The sequence below is a fragment of the Exiguobacterium sp. 8H genome, assembly GCF_902506255.1.
Lineage (GTDB): Bacteria > Bacillota > Bacilli > Exiguobacteriales > Exiguobacteriaceae > Exiguobacterium > Exiguobacterium profundum.
Genome location: NZ_LR733429.1, coordinates 2,761,020 through 2,778,257 on the forward strand (window position 1 = coordinate 2,761,020; position 17,238 = coordinate 2,778,257).

Annotated in this window: 19 protein-coding genes; 12 read left to right on the plus strand and 7 right to left on the minus strand. The window is 47.8% G+C overall.

The features are described 5' to 3' along the window. Positions 1 to 52 precede the first annotated feature (52 nt). The 7 genes from GVY43_RS14425 to GVY43_RS14455 all read left to right on the plus strand — a co-directional run bounded on the left by GVY43_RS14425 (position 53) and on the right by GVY43_RS14455 (position 5,091). Positions 53 to 442: a hypothetical protein gene (locus GVY43_RS14425; protein WP_031421063.1), complete on the plus strand. Its 390-nt coding sequence runs from the start codon at positions 53 to 55 to the stop codon at positions 440 to 442. 22 nt (positions 443 to 464) lie between these two features. Continuing rightward, positions 465 to 1,109: a PspA/IM30 family protein gene (locus GVY43_RS14430; RefSeq protein WP_074037735.1), complete on the plus strand. Its 645-nt coding sequence runs from the start codon at positions 465 to 467 to the stop codon at positions 1,107 to 1,109. Positions 1,110 to 1,187: 78 nt separating this feature from the next. Further along, complete coding sequence (gene liaF / locus GVY43_RS14435) at positions 1,188 to 1,877, plus strand: cell wall-active antibiotics response protein LiaF (RefSeq protein WP_015880836.1); 690 nt, start codon at positions 1,188 to 1,190, stop codon at positions 1,875 to 1,877. Beyond that, a complete protein-coding gene (locus GVY43_RS14440; protein ID WP_074037734.1) occupies positions 1,874 to 2,896 on the plus strand; it encodes a sensor histidine kinase in 1,023 nt (340 codons plus the stop codon). Before liaF ends, GVY43_RS14440 begins: the two co-directional genes overlap by 4 nt. A gap of 2 nt (positions 2,897 to 2,898) precedes the next feature. Next, positions 2,899 to 3,534: a response regulator transcription factor gene (locus GVY43_RS14445; RefSeq protein WP_015880838.1), complete on the plus strand. Its 636-nt coding sequence runs from the start codon at positions 2,899 to 2,901 to the stop codon at positions 3,532 to 3,534. Positions 3,535 to 3,545: 11 nt separating this feature from the next. Further along, entirely contained in the window at positions 3,546 to 4,070 is a 525-nt protein-coding gene (locus GVY43_RS14450; protein WP_236548972.1) for a GNAT family N-acetyltransferase, read from the plus strand. A 91-nt stretch (positions 4,071 to 4,161) separates the two neighbouring features. Further along, positions 4,162 to 5,091 (plus strand): NADP-dependent oxidoreductase, encoded by a 930-nt coding sequence (locus GVY43_RS14455; protein ID WP_159563564.1) that lies wholly within the window; start codon positions 4,162 to 4,164, stop codon positions 5,089 to 5,091. Between the two features lie 81 nt (positions 5,092 to 5,172). On the opposite strand, the gene GVY43_RS14460 is transcribed toward GVY43_RS14455, so the two are convergent. The 4 genes from GVY43_RS14460 to GVY43_RS14475 form a co-directional block, all read right to left on the minus strand. Further along, complete coding sequence (locus GVY43_RS14460) at positions 5,173 to 7,071, minus strand: ABC-F family ATP-binding cassette domain-containing protein (protein WP_159563565.1); 1,899 nt, start codon at positions 7,069 to 7,071, stop codon at positions 5,173 to 5,175. After that, a complete protein-coding gene (locus tag GVY43_RS14465; protein WP_159563566.1) occupies positions 7,068 to 7,769 on the minus strand; it encodes a 1-acyl-sn-glycerol-3-phosphate acyltransferase in 702 nt (233 codons plus the stop codon). Before GVY43_RS14465 ends, GVY43_RS14460 begins: the two co-directional genes overlap by 4 nt. Before the next feature lie 78 nt (positions 7,770 to 7,847). Beyond that, a complete protein-coding gene (locus GVY43_RS14470) occupies positions 7,848 to 8,108 on the minus strand; it encodes a hypothetical protein (protein WP_015880843.1) in 261 nt (86 codons plus the stop codon). Positions 8,109 to 8,195: 87 nt separating this feature from the next. Then, the gene (locus GVY43_RS14475; RefSeq protein ID WP_074037731.1) at positions 8,196 to 8,438 is read right to left on the minus strand and encodes a hypothetical protein; all 243 of its coding nucleotides are present in this window, start codon (positions 8,436 to 8,438) and stop codon (positions 8,196 to 8,198) included. A gap of 570 nt (positions 8,439 to 9,008) precedes the next feature. Here GVY43_RS14475 and GVY43_RS14480 point away from each other — a divergent pair. The 5 genes from GVY43_RS14480 to map all read left to right on the plus strand — a co-directional run bounded on the left by GVY43_RS14480 (position 9,009) and on the right by map (position 13,899). After that, positions 9,009 to 9,860, plus strand: coding sequence for a S1 RNA-binding domain-containing protein (locus GVY43_RS14480; protein WP_159563567.1), 852 nt, complete (start codon positions 9,009 to 9,011; stop codon positions 9,858 to 9,860). A gap of 168 nt (positions 9,861 to 10,028) precedes the next feature. Next, positions 10,029 to 11,558, plus strand: coding sequence for a DEAD/DEAH box helicase (locus tag GVY43_RS14485; protein ID WP_015880846.1), 1,530 nt, complete (start codon positions 10,029 to 10,031; stop codon positions 11,556 to 11,558). A gap of 100 nt (positions 11,559 to 11,658) precedes the next feature. Further along, positions 11,659 to 11,910 carry a hypothetical protein gene (locus tag GVY43_RS14490; RefSeq protein WP_015880847.1) on the plus strand — a complete coding sequence of 84 codons (252 nt, stop codon included), beginning with the start codon at positions 11,659 to 11,661 and terminating at the stop codon, positions 11,908 to 11,910. A 40-nt stretch (positions 11,911 to 11,950) separates the two neighbouring features. Next, positions 11,951 to 13,135 carry an EAL-associated domain-containing protein gene (locus GVY43_RS14495; RefSeq protein WP_074037729.1) on the plus strand — a complete coding sequence of 395 codons (1,185 nt, stop codon included), beginning with the start codon at positions 11,951 to 11,953 and terminating at the stop codon, positions 13,133 to 13,135. Between the two features lie 14 nt (positions 13,136 to 13,149). Continuing rightward, positions 13,150 to 13,899 carry a type I methionyl aminopeptidase gene (gene map / locus GVY43_RS14500; protein WP_074037728.1) on the plus strand — a complete coding sequence of 250 codons (750 nt, stop codon included), beginning with the start codon at positions 13,150 to 13,152 and terminating at the stop codon, positions 13,897 to 13,899. Between the two features lie 38 nt (positions 13,900 to 13,937). Here map and menC read toward each other — a convergent pair whose 3' ends face one another. Genes menC through menB form a run of 3 tightly spaced genes read right to left on the minus strand, consistent with a single transcriptional unit; the run spans position 13,938 to position 17,237 of the window. Further along, complete coding sequence (gene menC / locus GVY43_RS14505) at positions 13,938 to 15,008, minus strand: o-succinylbenzoate synthase (RefSeq protein ID WP_078146358.1); 1,071 nt, start codon at positions 15,006 to 15,008, stop codon at positions 13,938 to 13,940. Next, on the minus strand, positions 15,005 to 16,363 hold the full coding sequence (gene menE / locus GVY43_RS14510; protein ID WP_159563568.1) for an o-succinylbenzoate--CoA ligase: 1,359 nt from the start codon (positions 16,361 to 16,363) through the stop codon (positions 15,005 to 15,007). Before menE ends, menC begins: the two co-directional genes overlap by 4 nt. 49 nt (positions 16,364 to 16,412) lie before the next feature. Next, a complete protein-coding gene (menB, locus tag GVY43_RS14515; RefSeq protein ID WP_015880852.1) occupies positions 16,413 to 17,237 on the minus strand; it encodes a 1,4-dihydroxy-2-naphthoyl-CoA synthase in 825 nt (274 codons plus the stop codon). Position 17,238: the final 1 nt, after the last annotated feature.

Below are 17,238 nucleotides of genomic sequence, written 5' to 3' on the forward strand. Positions count from 1 at the left end.
ATGTCAAATAACGTATTATGATAAGAGTGTACTTAACAAGGAGGGATGACAGATGAATCACCAAGTGAAAAAGGTGTTGTTCATCGTGGCCGCGATCGCTCTAGTGCTCGTGTTGATCGGTTCTTTACCGAATATGATTTTATTCGGATTAGGAGCGCTCTTGACGCTTTGGGCTGGAGTCCGTTTTCAGGCTGTGACACACATCGGTGCTAAAGTTGGTTTCGGGATCCTTGCTGTCATTGGGATTGGGACGATGCTCTCAAACATTTGGGCGCTCGTCGGAATCATTGTCGCGTGGTTGTTGTTTAAAGGGTATATGATGTATACAAGTGAAAAACGCGACCCGGATGTCGAGATTTTAAATGCAGACGGAACGCGTGCCGGCCGGAGCAGCTTCCAGCAGTTTGATCAAGTGTGGCAAAAATTTGTTAATCGTCGTTGAGATTTCATAAGGAGGATTCACCATGAAGACACCGTTTGATCAGTTTCGTGAATTAGCGAATGAATTGACGAAAGAAATTTCGAAAGAAGTGAAGAAGTATCAGGATAAAGAGATGCCACGTTCAAGTGGAGAAGCGGAATTGAACCGTCATATCCGTGGAGCGGAGAAGGAAGCGTTGTCGGTTGAACGACTCGTGGAACGTCAACGTACATTGCTTGCAGAACTTGCTGAAAAACGTGATGATGCCAAGAAGATGGCAGATAAACGATATGAGCAAACAGAACTGGCGAAACAAGCCGGGGAAGAAAAGTTGGCAGAACGTGCGGCACTCGAATCCAAACATTACGGGGAACAGTACCGTTACTTTGAAGGATTGATTGACGAAGGTGAGCGCGAGTTAGATACATTAGAGCGTCGTGCGCTCGAGATGAAACTCAAACTCGATGAGATGCAAAATAAACGTTATGAGTTTGCAATGCGCGAAAACCTAGACTTGTTAAAAGGGGCACTCGACCAAATCTTTGGTCAAAATACGTCTCAGTCGCATCCATTCACTGAGGAAGAAAAGAAAGAACAACCTGCCGAAGAGAAGCAAGACACGCAGGAAGATGAAGATGATTTTGAAGCAAAATTGAAAGAACTGGAGCGTCGCTTTAAACAAGAGTGAGGCGATGGTTCGGCGATGACCTGAACAAGGTCATCGCTTTCTTTGCTTCATACATATGAACAGAAAGGGGGAATGGACATGGAACGTTGGAACACACGTCAAATCATTGGATTTATGATTATCTTATTTTCAGTCGGACTTTTCATCGATATCGTGACGGGTGGGAATAGCGTCTTATTCAGCATGATCCTCCCGCTGCTTCTCCTCTACATCGGTCGACGGTTCAGTCGTCGGGGGAAGCAGTCTGCTAGCTATATTTTTTACGCAATTGGGGGAATCCTCTTGATTGGCTTGATTTTCTCATCTGCGGCATTCGGATTCGTGCTCTCCGGACTCCTCCTGTTATTCGGCTATCGACTCTATAAGAATCGACCGGTCGAATCGAAAATCCGGACACCCCTTCGTCAAGAACAAGCCTTCTCATTTGGGATGAAGGAATCGGGGCACTATGTGTTACGTGATACGAATGAGTTCTTTTTACTACGGGACGTTGAGATGGATTTGTCACAAGCCATCATTCCGGAAGGAGAGACGTTCTTACTCCTCAATGGACTTGCGGGAGACATTCGAATTCTCATTCCTGCGGGGTATGACTATTCGATTGACGCATCGATCGGGTTCGGTAAAGTGCAGGTCGATGACTCGAACTATTCGCCGGTGTTCAATCGTCGCTTCTATACAGCGTCTGATGATTATGTCCAGGCTACACGAAAAGTCCGGATTCATATCGTGCTCATGAGCGGAAGTGTCGAGGTGATGACGGTATGAAAAAAGATTCTTATCCACGAACGGTCGTCTGGCATCAACTGTTTAGTAGCTTGTTGACGGCTTTCTTGATTACTGTAGCGTTTCTCATAGGTGACTCGACTTCATTGAGCGATTTATTTTCGCGTGAAGAAGGGTTGCCTTTCGGTGTGTCCATTCTAGTGATTGCCGTCTTGATCGGAAGTATCTTTGGCGTCGGTTCGTATTTTTATTTGCGCCGAGACTTTCGGGAAGTCGCCAATGCCCTTTGGAAACTGGAGAACCAAAAAGACATCACCTTCCGCCCGATGTCCCCATACCGAGATACACTCGAACGAATCGTCCGCGTATCGAAACAGCGCCAAGAGATGGTCGAGATGGCGAAGCGAGTCGGTGAGCGTCCGGTCAGTGTGGAAGAGGCGCGGAGTGAGGCCGTCGTCGAAGAAAGACGTCGCGTCGCACGAGAACTTCATGATTCGGTGAGTCAACAGCTCTATGCCATCTCGATGATGACGACAGCGGTCAAACAGACGATGCAGACGAAACCAGAACTCGCGAGTAAACAAATGGAACAAGTCGAGCTCATGGCGCAGACCGCACAGGCAGAGATGCGTTCGTTGCTGTTACAACTTCGGCCGGTCGAACTAGAAGGCATGACACTAAAGACGGGAATCGAACGCTTGTTAGAAGAACTGTCTCGTAAACAATCGACCGAGCTCGTCTGGCGTTTAGAGGAAGTGAAGCTCTCCCGGCACACTGAAAATGAACTGTTTCGGATTGTTCAGGAAGCGATTAGTAACACGTTACGACACGCCAAAGCGACTCGTTTAGAAATCGAGATGCGAACCGTGCAACAGACGGTCATCTTAAAGATTAACGATGACGGAATCGGATTTAATGTGGACGATACACAAGTCGCCTCATATGGATTACAATCGATAAGAGAGCGTACGGCAGAAGTCGGTGGAACGTTGCGATTGGTCAGTGTGCCGAATGTCGGGACACAAATTGAAGTACGTGTGAAACAACAAGTGGAGGGGTAATGATGATTCGAGTTGTATTAATTGATGATCATGAAATGGTTCGGGCGGGCGTATCTGCCTTTTTATCGACACAACCGGACATCGAAGTCGTCGGCGAAGCATCGGACGGAGCAACGGGAGCCGAGCTTGCGATTGCGGAGAAGCCGGACGTTGTCCTTATGGACTTGGTGATGGAGCCCGTTGACGGAGTCGAATCGACGAAACGAATTAAAGCAAGTTGGAAAGAAGCGAAGATTTTGGTCGTGACGAGTTTCTTGGATGATGAGAAAGTGTATCCCGTCATCGAAGCCGGTGCGATGAGCTATGTCCTCAAGACAGCGAATGCAAATGAAATCGCAGATGCGATTCGTCAAACCGCTGCCGGCAATCCGGTCATGGCCGCCCAGGTAACAGGAAAGATGCTCGAACGACTGCGTCATCCGGAAATGACACTTCATGAGAGTCTCACTGCCCGTGAACGAGAAATCTTGCAACTGATGGCGGAAGGCAAGTCGAATCAAGTGATTGCGGACGAATTGTTCATCTCACTCAAAACAGTGAAGACACACGTGTCGAACATCTTGACGAAGCTTGACGTCTATGACCGGACCCAGGCAGTCGTCTATGCGTTCCAACATAACTTGGTCAGTAAAGGATGAACCGTCTCCCTGTGATTGAAACGGAGCGCCTCCGACTGCGACCTCTCCAAATGGAGGACGGTCCGCACGTATTCGCCATCTTTTCAGATGAACACGTGCTACGCCACTACGGAATGGAGCCACATCGGACGTTAGAAGAAACGGAACAGATGCTGACGCATATGCTCGCACAAATCGAAACAGGTGCGATCATCCGTTTTGCCATCGAGCATCGCGAATCAAAAGCGTTAATCGGGACAATCGGGTTTCACAATCGGGCACCGTCGCATCGGCGTGCCGAGATCGGTTATGAACTCAAACCGGAGTATTGGCGTTCGGGTTATGCGACCGAAGCCCTTCACGCGGCGCTTCAGTTTGCCGTGACGTGTGAAATTGAACGGGTCGGTGCCATCGTCTATGTCGAGAATCTTGCATCCCAACGCATGTTGGAGAAGAATGGATTCTTTCAAGAAGGTCGACTACATAACTATATGCGTCAGCGTGGACAATCTCATGATGTGTATGTCTATAGCTATATGACCCATCAGTCAGTCTGAGCACACCGTTTCTACGGTGTGCTTTTTTCGTTTGTAAGAGAAATAAAATGGGAACCAACTAGAAGTGAGTCAATCAAAGGAGGATGATGAGATGAAAGCAGCATATATCGAACAGTATGGCGGGTCGGATGAGTTCAAAGTAGGGAAACTTGAACAACCGGCAATCGGTGCAGATGACGTATTAATTGAAGTTCATGCCGCAAGCGTCAATCCGGTCGATTGGAAGCTCCGTGAAGGATACTTGAAAGAAATGCTCCATTACGAGATGCCGCTCGTTATCGGGTGGGATGTATCGGGTGTCATCAAAGAAGTTGGGGCGAATGTGACCGAATTGAAGGTTGGAGATGAAGTGTTTAGCCGACCAGAAATCGCGCGCCAAGGCACATATGCCGAGTACGTCGCAGTCGATTCCCATCTTGTCGTCAAAAAACCAGCTTCGCTTAGTTTTGAGGAGGCCGCTTCACTGCCGCTCGTCGCGCATACGGCATGGCAAGTCATGTTCGAAGTGATGGATGCCAAACCGGGTGATCGAATCTTCATCGGAGCCGGTTCAGGTGGTGTCGGAACGGTAGCCATCCAGCTCGCGAAAGCACACGGTTTGTATGTCGTCACATCGACAAGCACGCCGAACGTAGATTGGGTCAAAAAACTTGGAGCCGACGAGGTCATCGACTATAAACAACAAGACCCGGCAGATACTGTCCGCGATATTGATTTCGTATTCGATACGATGGGGGGCGACGGGCAGAGCAAACTCTACCAAATGCTTAAAGAGAATGGGATGCTCGTCTCCATCTCCACACCACCAAATGAAGAGGAAGCCAAACAGGCGAAGGTCCGTGCCGAGTACGTCTTCATGCAACCAACGGGGGAGCGTTTGAAAAAAATTGCGGAAGCTGTTGAAAAAGGCGAACTGAAACCTGTGATTGACCGGGTCTTTGATTTAGAAGATACGAAAATTGCTCATGACTATGGAGAAGAAGGGCATGCCAAAGGCAAAATCATCATCAAAGTGAAATAATCAAAAGAGATGGATTTCCGGAACAAATATCGGAAATCCATCTCTTGTTCATTTCATTTGATAAGCTACCTTATGTGGAGGTCAGCCTTTTTTCTCTGCTTGTATTTGTTCATCGATTTCTGATAGGTAGGTCCAACGTTCCATCTTCGCATCGAGTGTTTCTTTCAGTTCTGCAATCTTCGCATACAACTCATTGACTTTACCAAGGTCACTGCCCGCTGATGCAAGCGTCGCTTCCTGCGCTTCAATCTGTTCTTCAAGTGCGGCGATGTCTTCTTCGATCGTGTCCCATTCCTTCTGTTCTTTGAAGGTGAATTTCACGACTTCCGACTTCACGCGTTCCTTTTTCTCTTTAGGTTCTTTCTCTTTCTTCACTTGACGAACCTCTTCTTGACGCATGGCCAAATAGTCACTATATTCTGCGTGATACACCTGGATGACCCCATCTTCGAAAGCGATCAACTGTCCGGCGATCCGGTCTAAGAAATAGCGGTCGTGACTGACGGCGATGACTGTACCTGGGAAGGACTCCAAATAGTCTTCTAAAACAGACAACGTTTCCGTGTCCAAATCGTTCGTCGGTTCATCAAGGAATAAGACGTTCGGTTCATCCATGAGAATTCGAAGCAGGACGAGACGCCGTTTTTCGCCACCAGATAGCTTCGCAATTGGTTTATATTGCGCGTCCGGTGAGAAAAGGAAACGTTCGAGCATTTGCCCCGCTGTGATGACCTCGCCGTCCGGCGTGTGGATGACTTTGGCGATGCGTTCGATCTCATCGATGACCCGTCGTGACTCGTCTTCAAATTCGACTTGTTGTCCGTAGTAGCCTAAATGAACGGTTTCTCCGTGCACAATCGTACCGTTTGTCGGTTCTAGGCGCTTGGTGAGCAAGTTCATGAGCGTTGATTTCCCACTCCCGTTCGGGCCGACGATCCCGTAGCGTTCACGGCGACCGAAAATCCAATTGAACTGCCGAATGAGAAGGGAGTCATCGTATCCGAAAGATAAATCTTCGACTTCGATGACCTTTTTACCAAGTCGGCGAGATCCGACCGAGACGTCGAGCGTCTCGTCTTCCGCTAAGCTCTCTTGATGTTTCAAGTCTTCGACACGTTGAATGCGTGCCTTTTGTTTGGTTGTCCGGGCTTTCGCGCCACGACGCAACCAAGCGAGTTCGCGACGTAATATATTTTGTCGTTTCTGTTCCATCGATTGTGCCCGAGCTTTTCGCTCGGCACGCTTCTCGAGAAAGAGTTCATAGTTCCCGTTATAGAAGTAACTCGTTCCATCCGCAATCTCCAAAATGTGATTCGTGACACGATTCAAGAAATAGCGGTCGTGGGTGATGAGCAGGATCGCTCCCCGGTAATCGGCAAGCATCGTTTCGAGCCATGCGATTGTATCGGCATCCAGTTCGTTCGTCGGCTCATCTAAGAGCAATAAGTCCGCTTCATCGAGTAACGCTGCGGCGAGCGCAACTCGCTTTTGTTGCCCCCCAGACAAGGCGTTCACATCGATTGACACGTCAGGAAGACCGAGCCGGTTTAAAATCGACTTCAGTTTTGCTTCCGTTTCCCAAGCGTCTGCGGCATCGACGGCCTGTTGGGCTTTCATGAAGCGTTCAAGTAACTGCTCACTTGTCGGGTTCGCTTCGAGTGCTTGTCTGGCGCGCTCGAACTGTTTCAACGCTTGAACGGAAGGAGTATCACTTGTGAATAAAGCGTCAAGGATCGTTTGTCCTTCGTCGAATTGAACCGTTTGAGTCAAGTAGCGAATCCGATAATCGTTCGGATGCTGCATCGTGCCTCGATCTGCTGTCTCGGTACCGGCGATGATTTTCATGAACGTCGATTTCCCCGAACCGTTCACGCCGATAATCCCGATACGGTCTCCGGGATGGATTGTCATCGTCACATCATCAAATAAGACTTTGTCTGCAAACTCTTTATGAATGCCTTCAATCATTAATAAACTCATGCGTTCTCTCCTTCAAGCTGTTGACGAATGGCCGCCTCGACCGTTGCTGCGATTTCCTTGTTCGGCAAATCAGCCGGATCAATCGCAGGTAGGAACGTGACATCGACCGTTGCCGGGGTGATTCGATTTTTGGCTTCTAACAATCTATAACTGCCTTGAATCGCGACTGGAACGATTTTCGCACCACTTGAGGTGGCGAGCGTCAAACTTCCGGCTTTAAACTCCTTCATCGGTCCACCTTTTGAGCGTGTGCCTTCTGGGAAGACAATCATTGATTGACCGGATTGAATTGTTTCGACGCCGGAACGAATGGCTTGAATCGATTGACGACGGTCACTCCGGTCGATGAAGATACACCCCATCAATTCCATCCAACGTGGAATAATCGGGAATTTTTGAACCTCGATTTTCGAGATAAACGCTTTCGGTCGTTTCGTGGCGGTCAACATAATCGGGACATCGAAGTTTCCTTGGTGGTTCGACACGTAGACGACGGGTTCATCCGGAATCTGGTCTTGACCGTGGACACGGATGTCTGCACCCGCAATCTTCAGTAGAAACTGTGCCCATTTATAAGCGATATCTTGTACGTAACGGTAACGCTTTGGCGTTTCGATTTTTTTCGCCTTCTGTAAAAACGGGACGGTGATTGGTAATACGGCAAAAAATGAGAAAAACCATACAGCTGTTCGAATCATTCTATTCTCTCCTCTCATGATGACAACAAGAAAGAGTCTTCTTCTCTTGACGAGAATCCGACCCTTCGGCATGAATCCTTATTCCCAAAAGCGAGAATCGCTCTCTTCTTCCTCTTCTTCGAGCTCGAACGTAATGCGTTTATTCACAGGATCGACGACGAAATAGGCGCCGTCTTGCTCGATACTTTTGATTTGCATGGCCTGATCACTTCCGATTTCGAGAGTGAGACGGATTCGGTTGTCATCATCGACAAGCAAAATACCGTCCTCTTTTAACCAAAGCTCCATGACAGGTGAATAACGAAGTAGCCATTCATTCGATAACGGGATTTCATTCATACGGTTATGTGCCTCCTGCGATTATAAATCCATTGTACGATGTCTGTTCCTACATAGGATACCAAATGTGGCGAGGGAAGACGAGCGTTATGTAGAGCGTTTTCGAGTCGTGGAGTGCATTCTGTCGACGACTCGTTTGATCCGTTTCTGGTTCCGTCTTTCTACAAAATACTCATTTGCCTGCATGAAGAGTTGTTTGAAGGAAGAGAGTCCCATCGCAATTAGGACGGCAAATAAAAATGTTCCGATTGGATCTTTGTACAATTCGGTCTGGAACAAAAAAGCAAGTCCTACGATTGATAAAATGGACGTGAGAAAATAAAAAATCATAGCGGAGTCTCCTTTTCTTAAAGGTATGAAAGAAAAAGGCATGGTCTTTTAATCGTATTCGACTTTTTGAAGGGAAATCCTGTTATGTATTGCAAAGAAAAAAACGCCTTCAGTGGGCTGAATGGCGTTTACTCTTGAGTCATGTAAGTCGAGGATGACGATACATTCGTGTCGACACCGTTTGAGAAAATAAAACTGAGAGATGCGAGTAATGCGAAAAAGGCGACAAGCAATCCTTTTGTAAAACGCTTTGCAAAAGAACGAGACTGTATATCAAACATTTATTATCCCCCGATCAATCCTAAATGAAACCTTATCTATACTGGACACTTCCTATATAATAACGTTTTCAAAAAAAGGATACTAGCAGAAAAAAACACGTTCACAAAATTGTCACAAAATTTTAATAAATCATGTAAGTTCTGTAAACAATCATGATTTCAACAGTCTCAAAACACATTCACATTTTCGACACATTTATTCAAAATGTTGAAAGAGAACATGATATGATTAGGAACGTGTGTAGATAGGTATACTGACAGTAATAGCTTAGAAAAGGATGTGGGTGTAATGGCATTGCGCGCAGGAGAAGTAGTAGATTTAGTCGCGGAACGTTCTGCTGATTTTGGAGTATTCATTAGTAACGGCCGCGAAGAGGTGCTCCTTCACCGTAAAGAACAAACAGAAGAAGTGACAATCGGTCAAACGGTTCGTGTCTTCTTATATCATGATTCAGAAGGACGTCTCGCATCAACGATGACGATTCCGACCGTTTCATTTGATGAGTATGAATGGTTTGAAGTGACTGGCGTTCGGTATAACACAGGGGTCTTCGTGAATATCGGAATTCAAAAGGACGTTCTCGTTTCGATGGATGACTTACCGGAGAACCGATCATATTGGCCACAAACGGGCGATCAATTGTGTATTCGATTGAAGTATGACCAAAAAGGACGCTTGCTTGGGGACCCTGCACCATATGCGTTCTTGAACTTGTTGGCACGACCGTCGAAAGAAGAATGGAACAACCAGGACGTGCAGGCCATCGTCGTCAATAAACGCGAAGTGGGCGTCAACGTATGGGTCGAAGGGGAATCACTCGGTTTCTTGCATGAGGCTGAGATGACACGTTGGCCACGTCTCGGAGAACAGTTGACCGTCCGTGTGACGCAGGTCAAACAAGACGGTACGGTCCTCGTTTCGATGAAGCCACGTGCCTATGAGGCGATTGATGGTGATGCGGCGAGCATCCTCTCGTATATTGAAGAACGTGGTGGCCAAATGCCATACGGTGATAAGACATCACCTGACATCATCGACCGTGAATTCGGAATGAGTAAAGCAGCATTTAAACGAGCGCTTGGAAAACTATTGAAAGACAAGCAAGTTGAAAAGCTCGACAACGGCTATAAATTGAAATAAGATAACTCATGTTCAGGTGACATGAAAGTTTAAAAATGTATTTCTTTCATTTTAGGAAGAAATACGTTATAGTTAATAAAGTTGACTATGAGGAAACATTGAGAAAACGTCTGTAGATCTGTCAAACTGAACTCAGACGTTTTTTGTATGAACAAAGGAGAATATAATTTGACAAAATTTCAAGACTTACAATTAAGTGAAGCATTAGTAAAAGGTGTACACAAAATGGGCTTCGAGGAAGCTACACCGATCCAAGCTGAGACAATTCCTGTCGCACTCACGGGAGTGGACGTATTAGGACAAGCACAAACAGGTACAGGGAAAACAGCAGCTTTCGGTATTCCGACAATTGAGCGAATCGATTCAAAGGCGCGTCAAGTCCAAGCACTCGTTCTTGCACCGACACGTGAACTTGCGATTCAAGTTGCAGAAGAATTAAACAAAATCGGTGAAACGAAGCGCGTATACGCACTTCCAGTATACGGTGGTCAACAAATCGACCGTCAGATCCGTGGTTTGAAAAAGAACCCGCAAATTGTCGTAGCGACACCAGGACGTCTCATGGACCACATGAAACGTAAGACAATCAAACTCGATGACATTCAAACAGTCATCTTGGATGAAGCAGATGAAATGCTCAATATGGGCTTCGTTGAAGATATCGAAACGATTTTGGCTGGTCTTCCTGAAGAGCGCCAAACGCTTCTCTTCTCAGCGACAATGCCACCACAAATCAAAAAGATTGCTGAGCGCTTCATGAAGTCGCCGACAATCATCAAAGTGAAAGCGAAAGAAATGACAGTTGAGAACATCAACCAACAATTCCTCGAATTGCGTGAAGGTCAAAAATTCGATACACTTTGCCGTTTGATCGACATCGATTCACCAGAACTCAGCATCATCTTCGCTCGTACGAAGAAACGTGTAGATGAAGTGACAGAAGCCCTCATCAAACGCGGATACACTGCAGACGGTCTTCACGGAGACTTAACGCAATCGAAACGTGACCAAGTCATTCGTCGTTTCAAAAATGGAACAATCGATATCTTGGTAGCGACTGACGTAGCTGCACGTGGACTTGATATTTCAGGTGTCACGCACGTTTACAACTTCGATGTACCACAAGACCCAGAGAGCTACGTACACCGCATTGGTCGTACAGGCCGTGCAGGTAAGACAGGTACAGCCCTCACGTTCATCACGCCACGTGAATTTGGACAAGTGAAGGCAATCGAGCGTGTGACAAACAAGAAGATGAACCGTCGTCACGTACCGACAATCGCGGAAGTACTTGAAGGAAACCAAAAGCAAGCAGCTGAAGAGTTGATCGAACGCGTTCAAGCGGGCGACTTCAAAGCTTACACGCAACTTGCGACAGAGCTTCTTGAAGAGTACGAAGCAGTTGAAATTCTCGCTGCTGCCCTTCGTGGATTGACGAAAGAGCCAGATTCAACACCTGTTGAAATCTCGTACGCTGAACCAGTTCGTGTGAAACGCCAAGGTGGCCGTGGTGGCGATCGCGGTGGATACCGTGGTCGTAACGACCGTCGTGGCGGTGGCGGTGGCCGTGGTGGCGATCGTCGTGGTGGACGCGGTGGCGAACGTCGTGATGGACGCAGTGGAGACCGTAAAGGATCATTCCGTGGTGACGATCGTCGTCGCTCGGATGACCGTGGTCCACGCCGTCCGCGTGACTAATCATCGTGAAATGCCGCATTTCCCTAAGTGGATTTGCGGCATTTTTTATTGTGTCGTGCTACACTAGTTGAGTAGAGATAGAAGGATGAGGTGTCAACGGATGGTGGAATTAAGTTTCGGTCTCCTTGTGCTGCTTGGTTGTGTAATCGCACTCAAACCAATCGTGTCAAAGACAGACCGTCCTAACTTTCGTTATATCCCCGTGGCGACATTGTTATTTGGAGCGATGATTTTTTTAGTGTTAGCCATTGGAGTAGGCGGAAAGATGGGCATTGCATATGGCGTGGTGAGTATCGCCTATTTTATTGCTTGTTTCGGTGCCTATATGTATGTACACACGCGAACGAGCTGATTGTAGCTCGTTTTCGCATTTAACGAAGAGGTGATGAATTGTGGATGCGGTAGAAGTGATGGTCCATCCTGAAGAAGTGATGGTGACGTATGAACCAATCCTTGGGGCGGCGACGTTTCAAGTGGAAGGATATATGGTACATGGACGATTCCGAGGCGAATCATTGACACCGTTTTTTTATGATGATGACGTTCCCCTCGAGTATCAATTAGACATCGCCCAACGAATGGAGCAACTCGCGGCAGCGCAACTTCGTGACGTCAAACCATTCGTCACGTTCAGATGCCGGTCGGAATGGATTCTCGAAGAAGGGGGAGAAGCCTTTTTAGCCCCACTACGCGAATTGAATTTTCCGTTACACCGTATTTATGTGACCTTACAAGGGACGGACTTAGTCGACGTCCCGCGATTGTCACGTGTCATTCAATACTATCGGTCCTATGGATTGAAAATTGCATTAGACTTTGCCGAATCCACGAGTATCGAAGACATCATGACGCTTGCGCCAGAATTATTGCTCGTCGACCTTGGCACGATGGTCGAGAAAAAGACGTTATCGGTCACCTATCCGAACATGCTTCAGACGATGGAGTATATTGCTTCGAAGCTTGGTGCACCGCTTCTTTACAAATCCATCAACCACATCGGACAGCTTCGTTACGCGTGGCAGCACGGTGGTCGGTATTACATGGGTGGCCTACTAGGCTTGGAAGATGAGATTCCCCAACGAGAAATCAAAGGTATGGGTGTGTTGGCACAAGAAGTGCCTTCCTTCTTTTTACATGACCAGAAACGATTGAATCGCTTGTACGAGCTTGAATTTGAGTTACATCGCCGCATTGGTGAACTAGTTCAATCCGGAAAATGGTCGAGAGACAAGAAAGACGAGTGGATTCAATTCATCGCCCCAAAACTGGAAGAGGTGTTTGTTCGTTATTATATAACAGATAAGACAGGTTTCCAGACGAGTGCGAACGTTTACTGCGTGAATGGAGAATGGCGTGTCGATAATACGTATCGAGGCTATAACTGGAGTTTCCGACCGTATTTCATTCAGACGATGGCGGCGATGGATGTTCGAGGGCGTGGCTATTTATCGGGAGACTATCGTGATTTCAGTTCAAACGAAGTGACGCGAACCTTTAGCTATCCGTTACCGGACGGCATGTTCTTATTTGCCGACATATCCGAGGAGTATTTATATCAAAACCGATTATTGGATTGAAAGGAAGATGGACGATGCTAGATTATGATTACGATGCACTGCGCGAAATCGGGCGAATCGTCGCACTTGCGCGAGATGAGATGGCGAAAGCCGTCAAGCCCGGTATGACGACAAAAGAATTAGATGCGATCGGACAACGTATTTTAGAAGATGAAGGTGCAGCTTCTGCACCGATTACGATGTACGAATTTCCAGGTTACACATGTATCTCGCTCAATGACGTTGCTGCCCATGGTATTCCGGGAGATGAAGTCATTCAAGAGGGCGATATCGTCAATGTCGACGTCTCCGCTGTGAAGGATGGATATTATGCCGATACGGGACGTACAGTGATTGCGGGGGCGGCGAAGTCACCCCAGCACGAACGTTTGGTCGAAGTATCCTTGACTTCATTAGAAGCGGGACTCAGCAAGGTCAAGGCGGGTGTGAAAGTCAATCAGATCGGTAAAGCAATTTACGCTGACGCGAGAAAGAATGGATTCACGGTCATCCGGAACTTGGCCGGACACGGTCTCGGTCGGACATTGCACGGGGAGCCAGAGACGATCTCGAACTATTATAGTCGAGAAGAAAATCAGTTATTAAAAGCCGGGCAAGTGATTGCTGTTGAGACGTTCATCTCGACAAAGGATGAAATCGTCTATCAATCGGAAGAGGATGGTTGGACGCTCTTCACTCCGAACAAGAGTCTTGTTTCGCAGTTCGAGCATACAGTTGTTGTCACAGAAGATGGATATGAAGTGTTAACGGGATCGTTCCGTTAACGTAAAAAAGGTGTGGTTCTCGTGAACCGCACCTTTTTTCATGTTTGCAATGTAATCACTTCTTCGCGTAACCGTTCAATCACATTCCAATCTGGTTGTACGGAATCCGGAAGAGTCAACTTTCCATTCTCCACTTCAAGCGGGGTATCGAGTAAATCTTGCTCGAAATAAGCGCTCGTGCCTGACATGTCCGCGGGGAAGCTCGCGCCGCTTAACGAAGCAAACAAGAGTGTATGATATCTTCCGATACCGGATTCATACATGCCACCGACCCAGTATGGCGTTCCGTGTTTTCGAATGTGGAGCGCCTCGCTAAGCCCACCGACACGTGCGGGTTTAATGTTGACGATTTTTCCGGCACCAAGCTGTGCCATCGTATCCACGTCGTCATAAGACGTGATGGATTCGTCGAGACAAATGGGGGTCGTGAGTTTTGCTTGGAGAGCCGCTGATTTTGTGAATTGTCGGCTTGGGTACGGTTGTTCGATCATCAATAACCGATGGGCATCGAGTTGTTCGAACCATTCCATCGGTTGATCGGACGCACTTCCGTTTAAATCAATCATGAGAGGCGCGTCAGGGAAGACCGCGCGAATCTCACGTAGGGCAGGAACCAGTTCATTAGGAGATGCCTTTAATTTGATGCGTTCGAATCCGTCAGCTAATGCCGTCTCGATGGATTTCATCGTTTGATTCAGTAACCCAATCCCGATTGTTCGTCCGCAGGAAACGGAATCTCCGGCGCTCATGAATGACTTGAGTGATTTGTTCGCGCGCGTTGCTTCAATCTCCCAGAGTGCACTTTCCCACATCGCCTTTGCCATGTGCTGACCGATGATGGACGAGACCAAGTTCGGAAACACGTCCGTTGTGACCGTCATCCCTTTCAATAAATTGAGAATTAGTTTAGACGTATCGATCATGGATTGGGTCGTTTCTTCCGTATACCAAGGTGTTTCGAAAGCGGCACCTTCTCCGTATCCGATGACACCGTCTACGGTCTCTAGACGGAGGATAAGCGTTCTTCGGACAGATAAGACGGCGTGTGCCGTCACAATCGGGTGTTTAAACGTCAAAGGGACGATGGAAAGCTCAGCACGTTTGATCATGACAGTAGCTCCTTTAAGCGATGGCGCATTAATTTTCCGTTCGCGTTTCGTGGTAAATTCGGTGCGTAGTGGATGGCGATCGGGTGCTTATATTTAGCCAACTGTGAGTCGAGAACATGCTGCATCTCGGCTGGATCATAGGAGCCGACGACGAAGGCGATCGGGACTTCTCCCCAAGTCGGATGCGACTGTTTCGTGACGCCGACGTCTTGAACACCGGCACAGCGTAACATGGCGGCTTCGATTTCAGCCGGATAAACATTTTCACCACCTGAAAGAATAAGGTCGGTTCGGCGATCGTGTACATATAAATAGCCATCCCTCATCATGCCGAGGTCACCCGTTCGCCAATAACCATCGGGTGTCCAAGCATCTGATTCAGGTTGTTCGAAGTATCCCTTCGTCACAGTTGGTCCCTTTACTTCGATTTCTCCGTCTGAATTAATTCGAATACTTGTTGGGGCGATTGCCTGACCACTCGAACCGATATGCGAGAGCGCTTCGCTCGGGAGCAGCGTGGCGACTTGAGAACACGTCTCGGTCATCCCGTATGTCTGAGCAATCGGTAACTTGCGTCGTTCTGCTTCTTCTAGTAATGAGCGCGGGACGGGTCCGCCTCCGACGAGTAACGTGCGAAGTCGGTGCTTTTTCAGGCCAGCATCGAGCAATCGTTGCAGCATAATTGAGACGAGTGATAGCTGGGTGATGCCTTCTGTCTCGATGACGTGAAGTGTTCGATCGACATCGAATCGTGACTCGACATAGAGCGTCGAACCGATGATGGCACTCCGATACACTTGAGACAGTCCACTCATGTGAAAGAGCGGGGTCACCGCGAGCATCCGGTCTGATGGACGATAGTCTAAATGCGCTTCAGCGGCTCGGGCACTAGCGAGGTGATTCCCGTACGTCTGTTGCACCGCTTTGGCTCGACCCGTCGTTCCGGACGTAAACATGAGAGACATGGTTTCATCTTCATTCCACTCATGGGTCACGGTGAAACATGAAGTGGTCCGGCGTGTGATCAGGAGTTGGGTGATAGACAAATCGATTTCTACGTCAACGAGAAGGAGGTCCACTTTTGCTGTTTGTAGCTGAGTACGCACTTCCTCTTCGGTCAGCCGTGTATTCAACGGAACAAGCACTTTTCCGAGCAGATGTACTGCATGAACGGCAATGACATAGTCTTTGCTGTTTTTAGCGAATATGCCAATTCGTTTGGCGGTGGGTGTCTGTTCATGGATGAACTGGGCAAGTTGAAGGCTTTCCGTGCGTAGCATTGCCCATGTCAATCGATCGTCAGCTGTCACAAGGGCGAGATGTGACGCTGGGTGTTTCCGAATCCATTCATACATAGCTGTCACCTCCAAAAAAAGAGTAGCGAAATCGCTACTCTCTCAACAATTAAGGGAAACGTGGGAATTGACCGAAGTCAGGGTCACGTTTTTCTTTGAACGCATCGCGTCCTTCTTTTGCTTCATCTGTCGTGTAGTAGAGAAGCGTTGCGTCTCCAGCGAGTTGCTGAAGTCCGGCAAGACCATCTGTATCTGCGTTCATTGCTGCTTTCAAGAAGCGAAGCGCTGTAGGTGAGTGTTGTAAGATTTCTTGGCACCACTTGATCGTTTCTGCTTCAAGTTGATCGAGTGGGACCACCGTGTTGACGAGTCCCATGTCGAGTGCTTCTTGTGCATCGTATTGACGGCAAAGGTACCAGATTTCACGAGCTTTCTTATGGCCGATGATCCGTGCCAAGTATCCAGAACCGTATCCTGCATCGAACGAACCGACTTTAGGACCTGTTTGTCCGAAGCGAGCATTGTCCGCTGCAATCGTCAAGTCACAGACGACATGAAGAACGTGTCCTCCGCCGATTGCGAAACCTGCGACCATGGCGATGACCGGTTTTGGAATGACACGAATCAAGCGCTGAAGGTCGAGGACGTTCAAGCGTGGGATTTCATCTTCCCCGACATAGCCGCCATGTCCACGAACTTTTTGGTCACCACCTGAACAGAATGCCTTTTCGCCTTCACCTGTCAAGATGATGACGCCGACTTCTTTATCGTCGCGCGCGCGAGCGAATGCATCAATCAATTCATTGACCGTCAACGGACGGAATGCATTGCGCACTTCGGGACGGTTGATGGTGATTTTGGCAATCCCGTTCCACGTTTCATATTTAATGTCTTCATACGTCCGGACCGATGTCCAGTTCGCTACTGATTCCATT

What these genes read in the sequence shown, in the direction of transcription:
- GVY43_RS14425 (WP_031421063.1), top strand. Translation starts at nt 53, where the DNA reads ATGAATCACCAAGTGAAAAAGGTGTTGTTCATCGTGGCCGCGATCGCT.
- GVY43_RS14430 (WP_074037735.1), top strand. Translation starts at nt 465, where the DNA reads ATGAAGACACCGTTTGATCAGTTTCGTGAATTAGCGAATGAATTGACG.
- liaF (WP_015880836.1), top strand. Translation starts at nt 1,188, where the DNA reads ATGGAACGTTGGAACACACGTCAAATCATTGGATTTATGATTATCTTA.
- GVY43_RS14440 (WP_074037734.1), top strand. Translation starts at nt 1,874, where the DNA reads ATGAAAAAAGATTCTTATCCACGAACGGTCGTCTGGCATCAACTGTTT.
- GVY43_RS14445 (WP_015880838.1), top strand. Translation starts at nt 2,899, where the DNA reads ATGATTCGAGTTGTATTAATTGATGATCATGAAATGGTTCGGGCGGGC.
- GVY43_RS14455 (WP_159563564.1), top strand. Translation starts at nt 4,162, where the DNA reads ATGAAAGCAGCATATATCGAACAGTATGGCGGGTCGGATGAGTTCAAA.
- GVY43_RS14460 (WP_159563565.1), bottom strand. Translation starts at nt 7,071, where the DNA reads ATGAGTTTATTAATGATTGAAGGCATTCATAAAGAGTTTGCAGACAAA.
- GVY43_RS14465 (WP_159563566.1), bottom strand. Translation starts at nt 7,769, where the DNA reads ATGATTCGAACAGCTGTATGGTTTTTCTCATTTTTTGCCGTATTACCA.
- GVY43_RS14470 (WP_015880843.1), bottom strand. Translation starts at nt 8,108, where the DNA reads ATGAATGAAATCCCGTTATCGAATGAATGGCTACTTCGTTATTCACCT.
- GVY43_RS14475 (WP_074037731.1), bottom strand. Translation starts at nt 8,438, where the DNA reads ATGATTTTTTATTTTCTCACGTCCATTTTATCAATCGTAGGACTTGCT.
- GVY43_RS14480 (WP_159563567.1), top strand. Translation starts at nt 9,009, where the DNA reads ATGGCATTGCGCGCAGGAGAAGTAGTAGATTTAGTCGCGGAACGTTCT.
- GVY43_RS14490 (WP_015880847.1), top strand. Translation starts at nt 11,659, where the DNA reads ATGGTGGAATTAAGTTTCGGTCTCCTTGTGCTGCTTGGTTGTGTAATC.
- map (WP_074037728.1), top strand. Translation starts at nt 13,150, where the DNA reads ATGCTAGATTATGATTACGATGCACTGCGCGAAATCGGGCGAATCGTC.
- menC (WP_078146358.1), bottom strand. Translation starts at nt 15,008, where the DNA reads ATGATCAAACGTGCTGAGCTTTCCATCGTCCCTTTGACGTTTAAACAC.
- menE (WP_159563568.1), bottom strand. Translation starts at nt 16,363, where the DNA reads ATGTATGAATGGATTCGGAAACACCCAGCGTCACATCTCGCCCTTGTG.
- menB (WP_015880852.1), bottom strand. Translation starts at nt 17,237, where the DNA reads ATGGAATCAGTAGCGAACTGGACATCGGTCCGGACGTATGAAGACATT.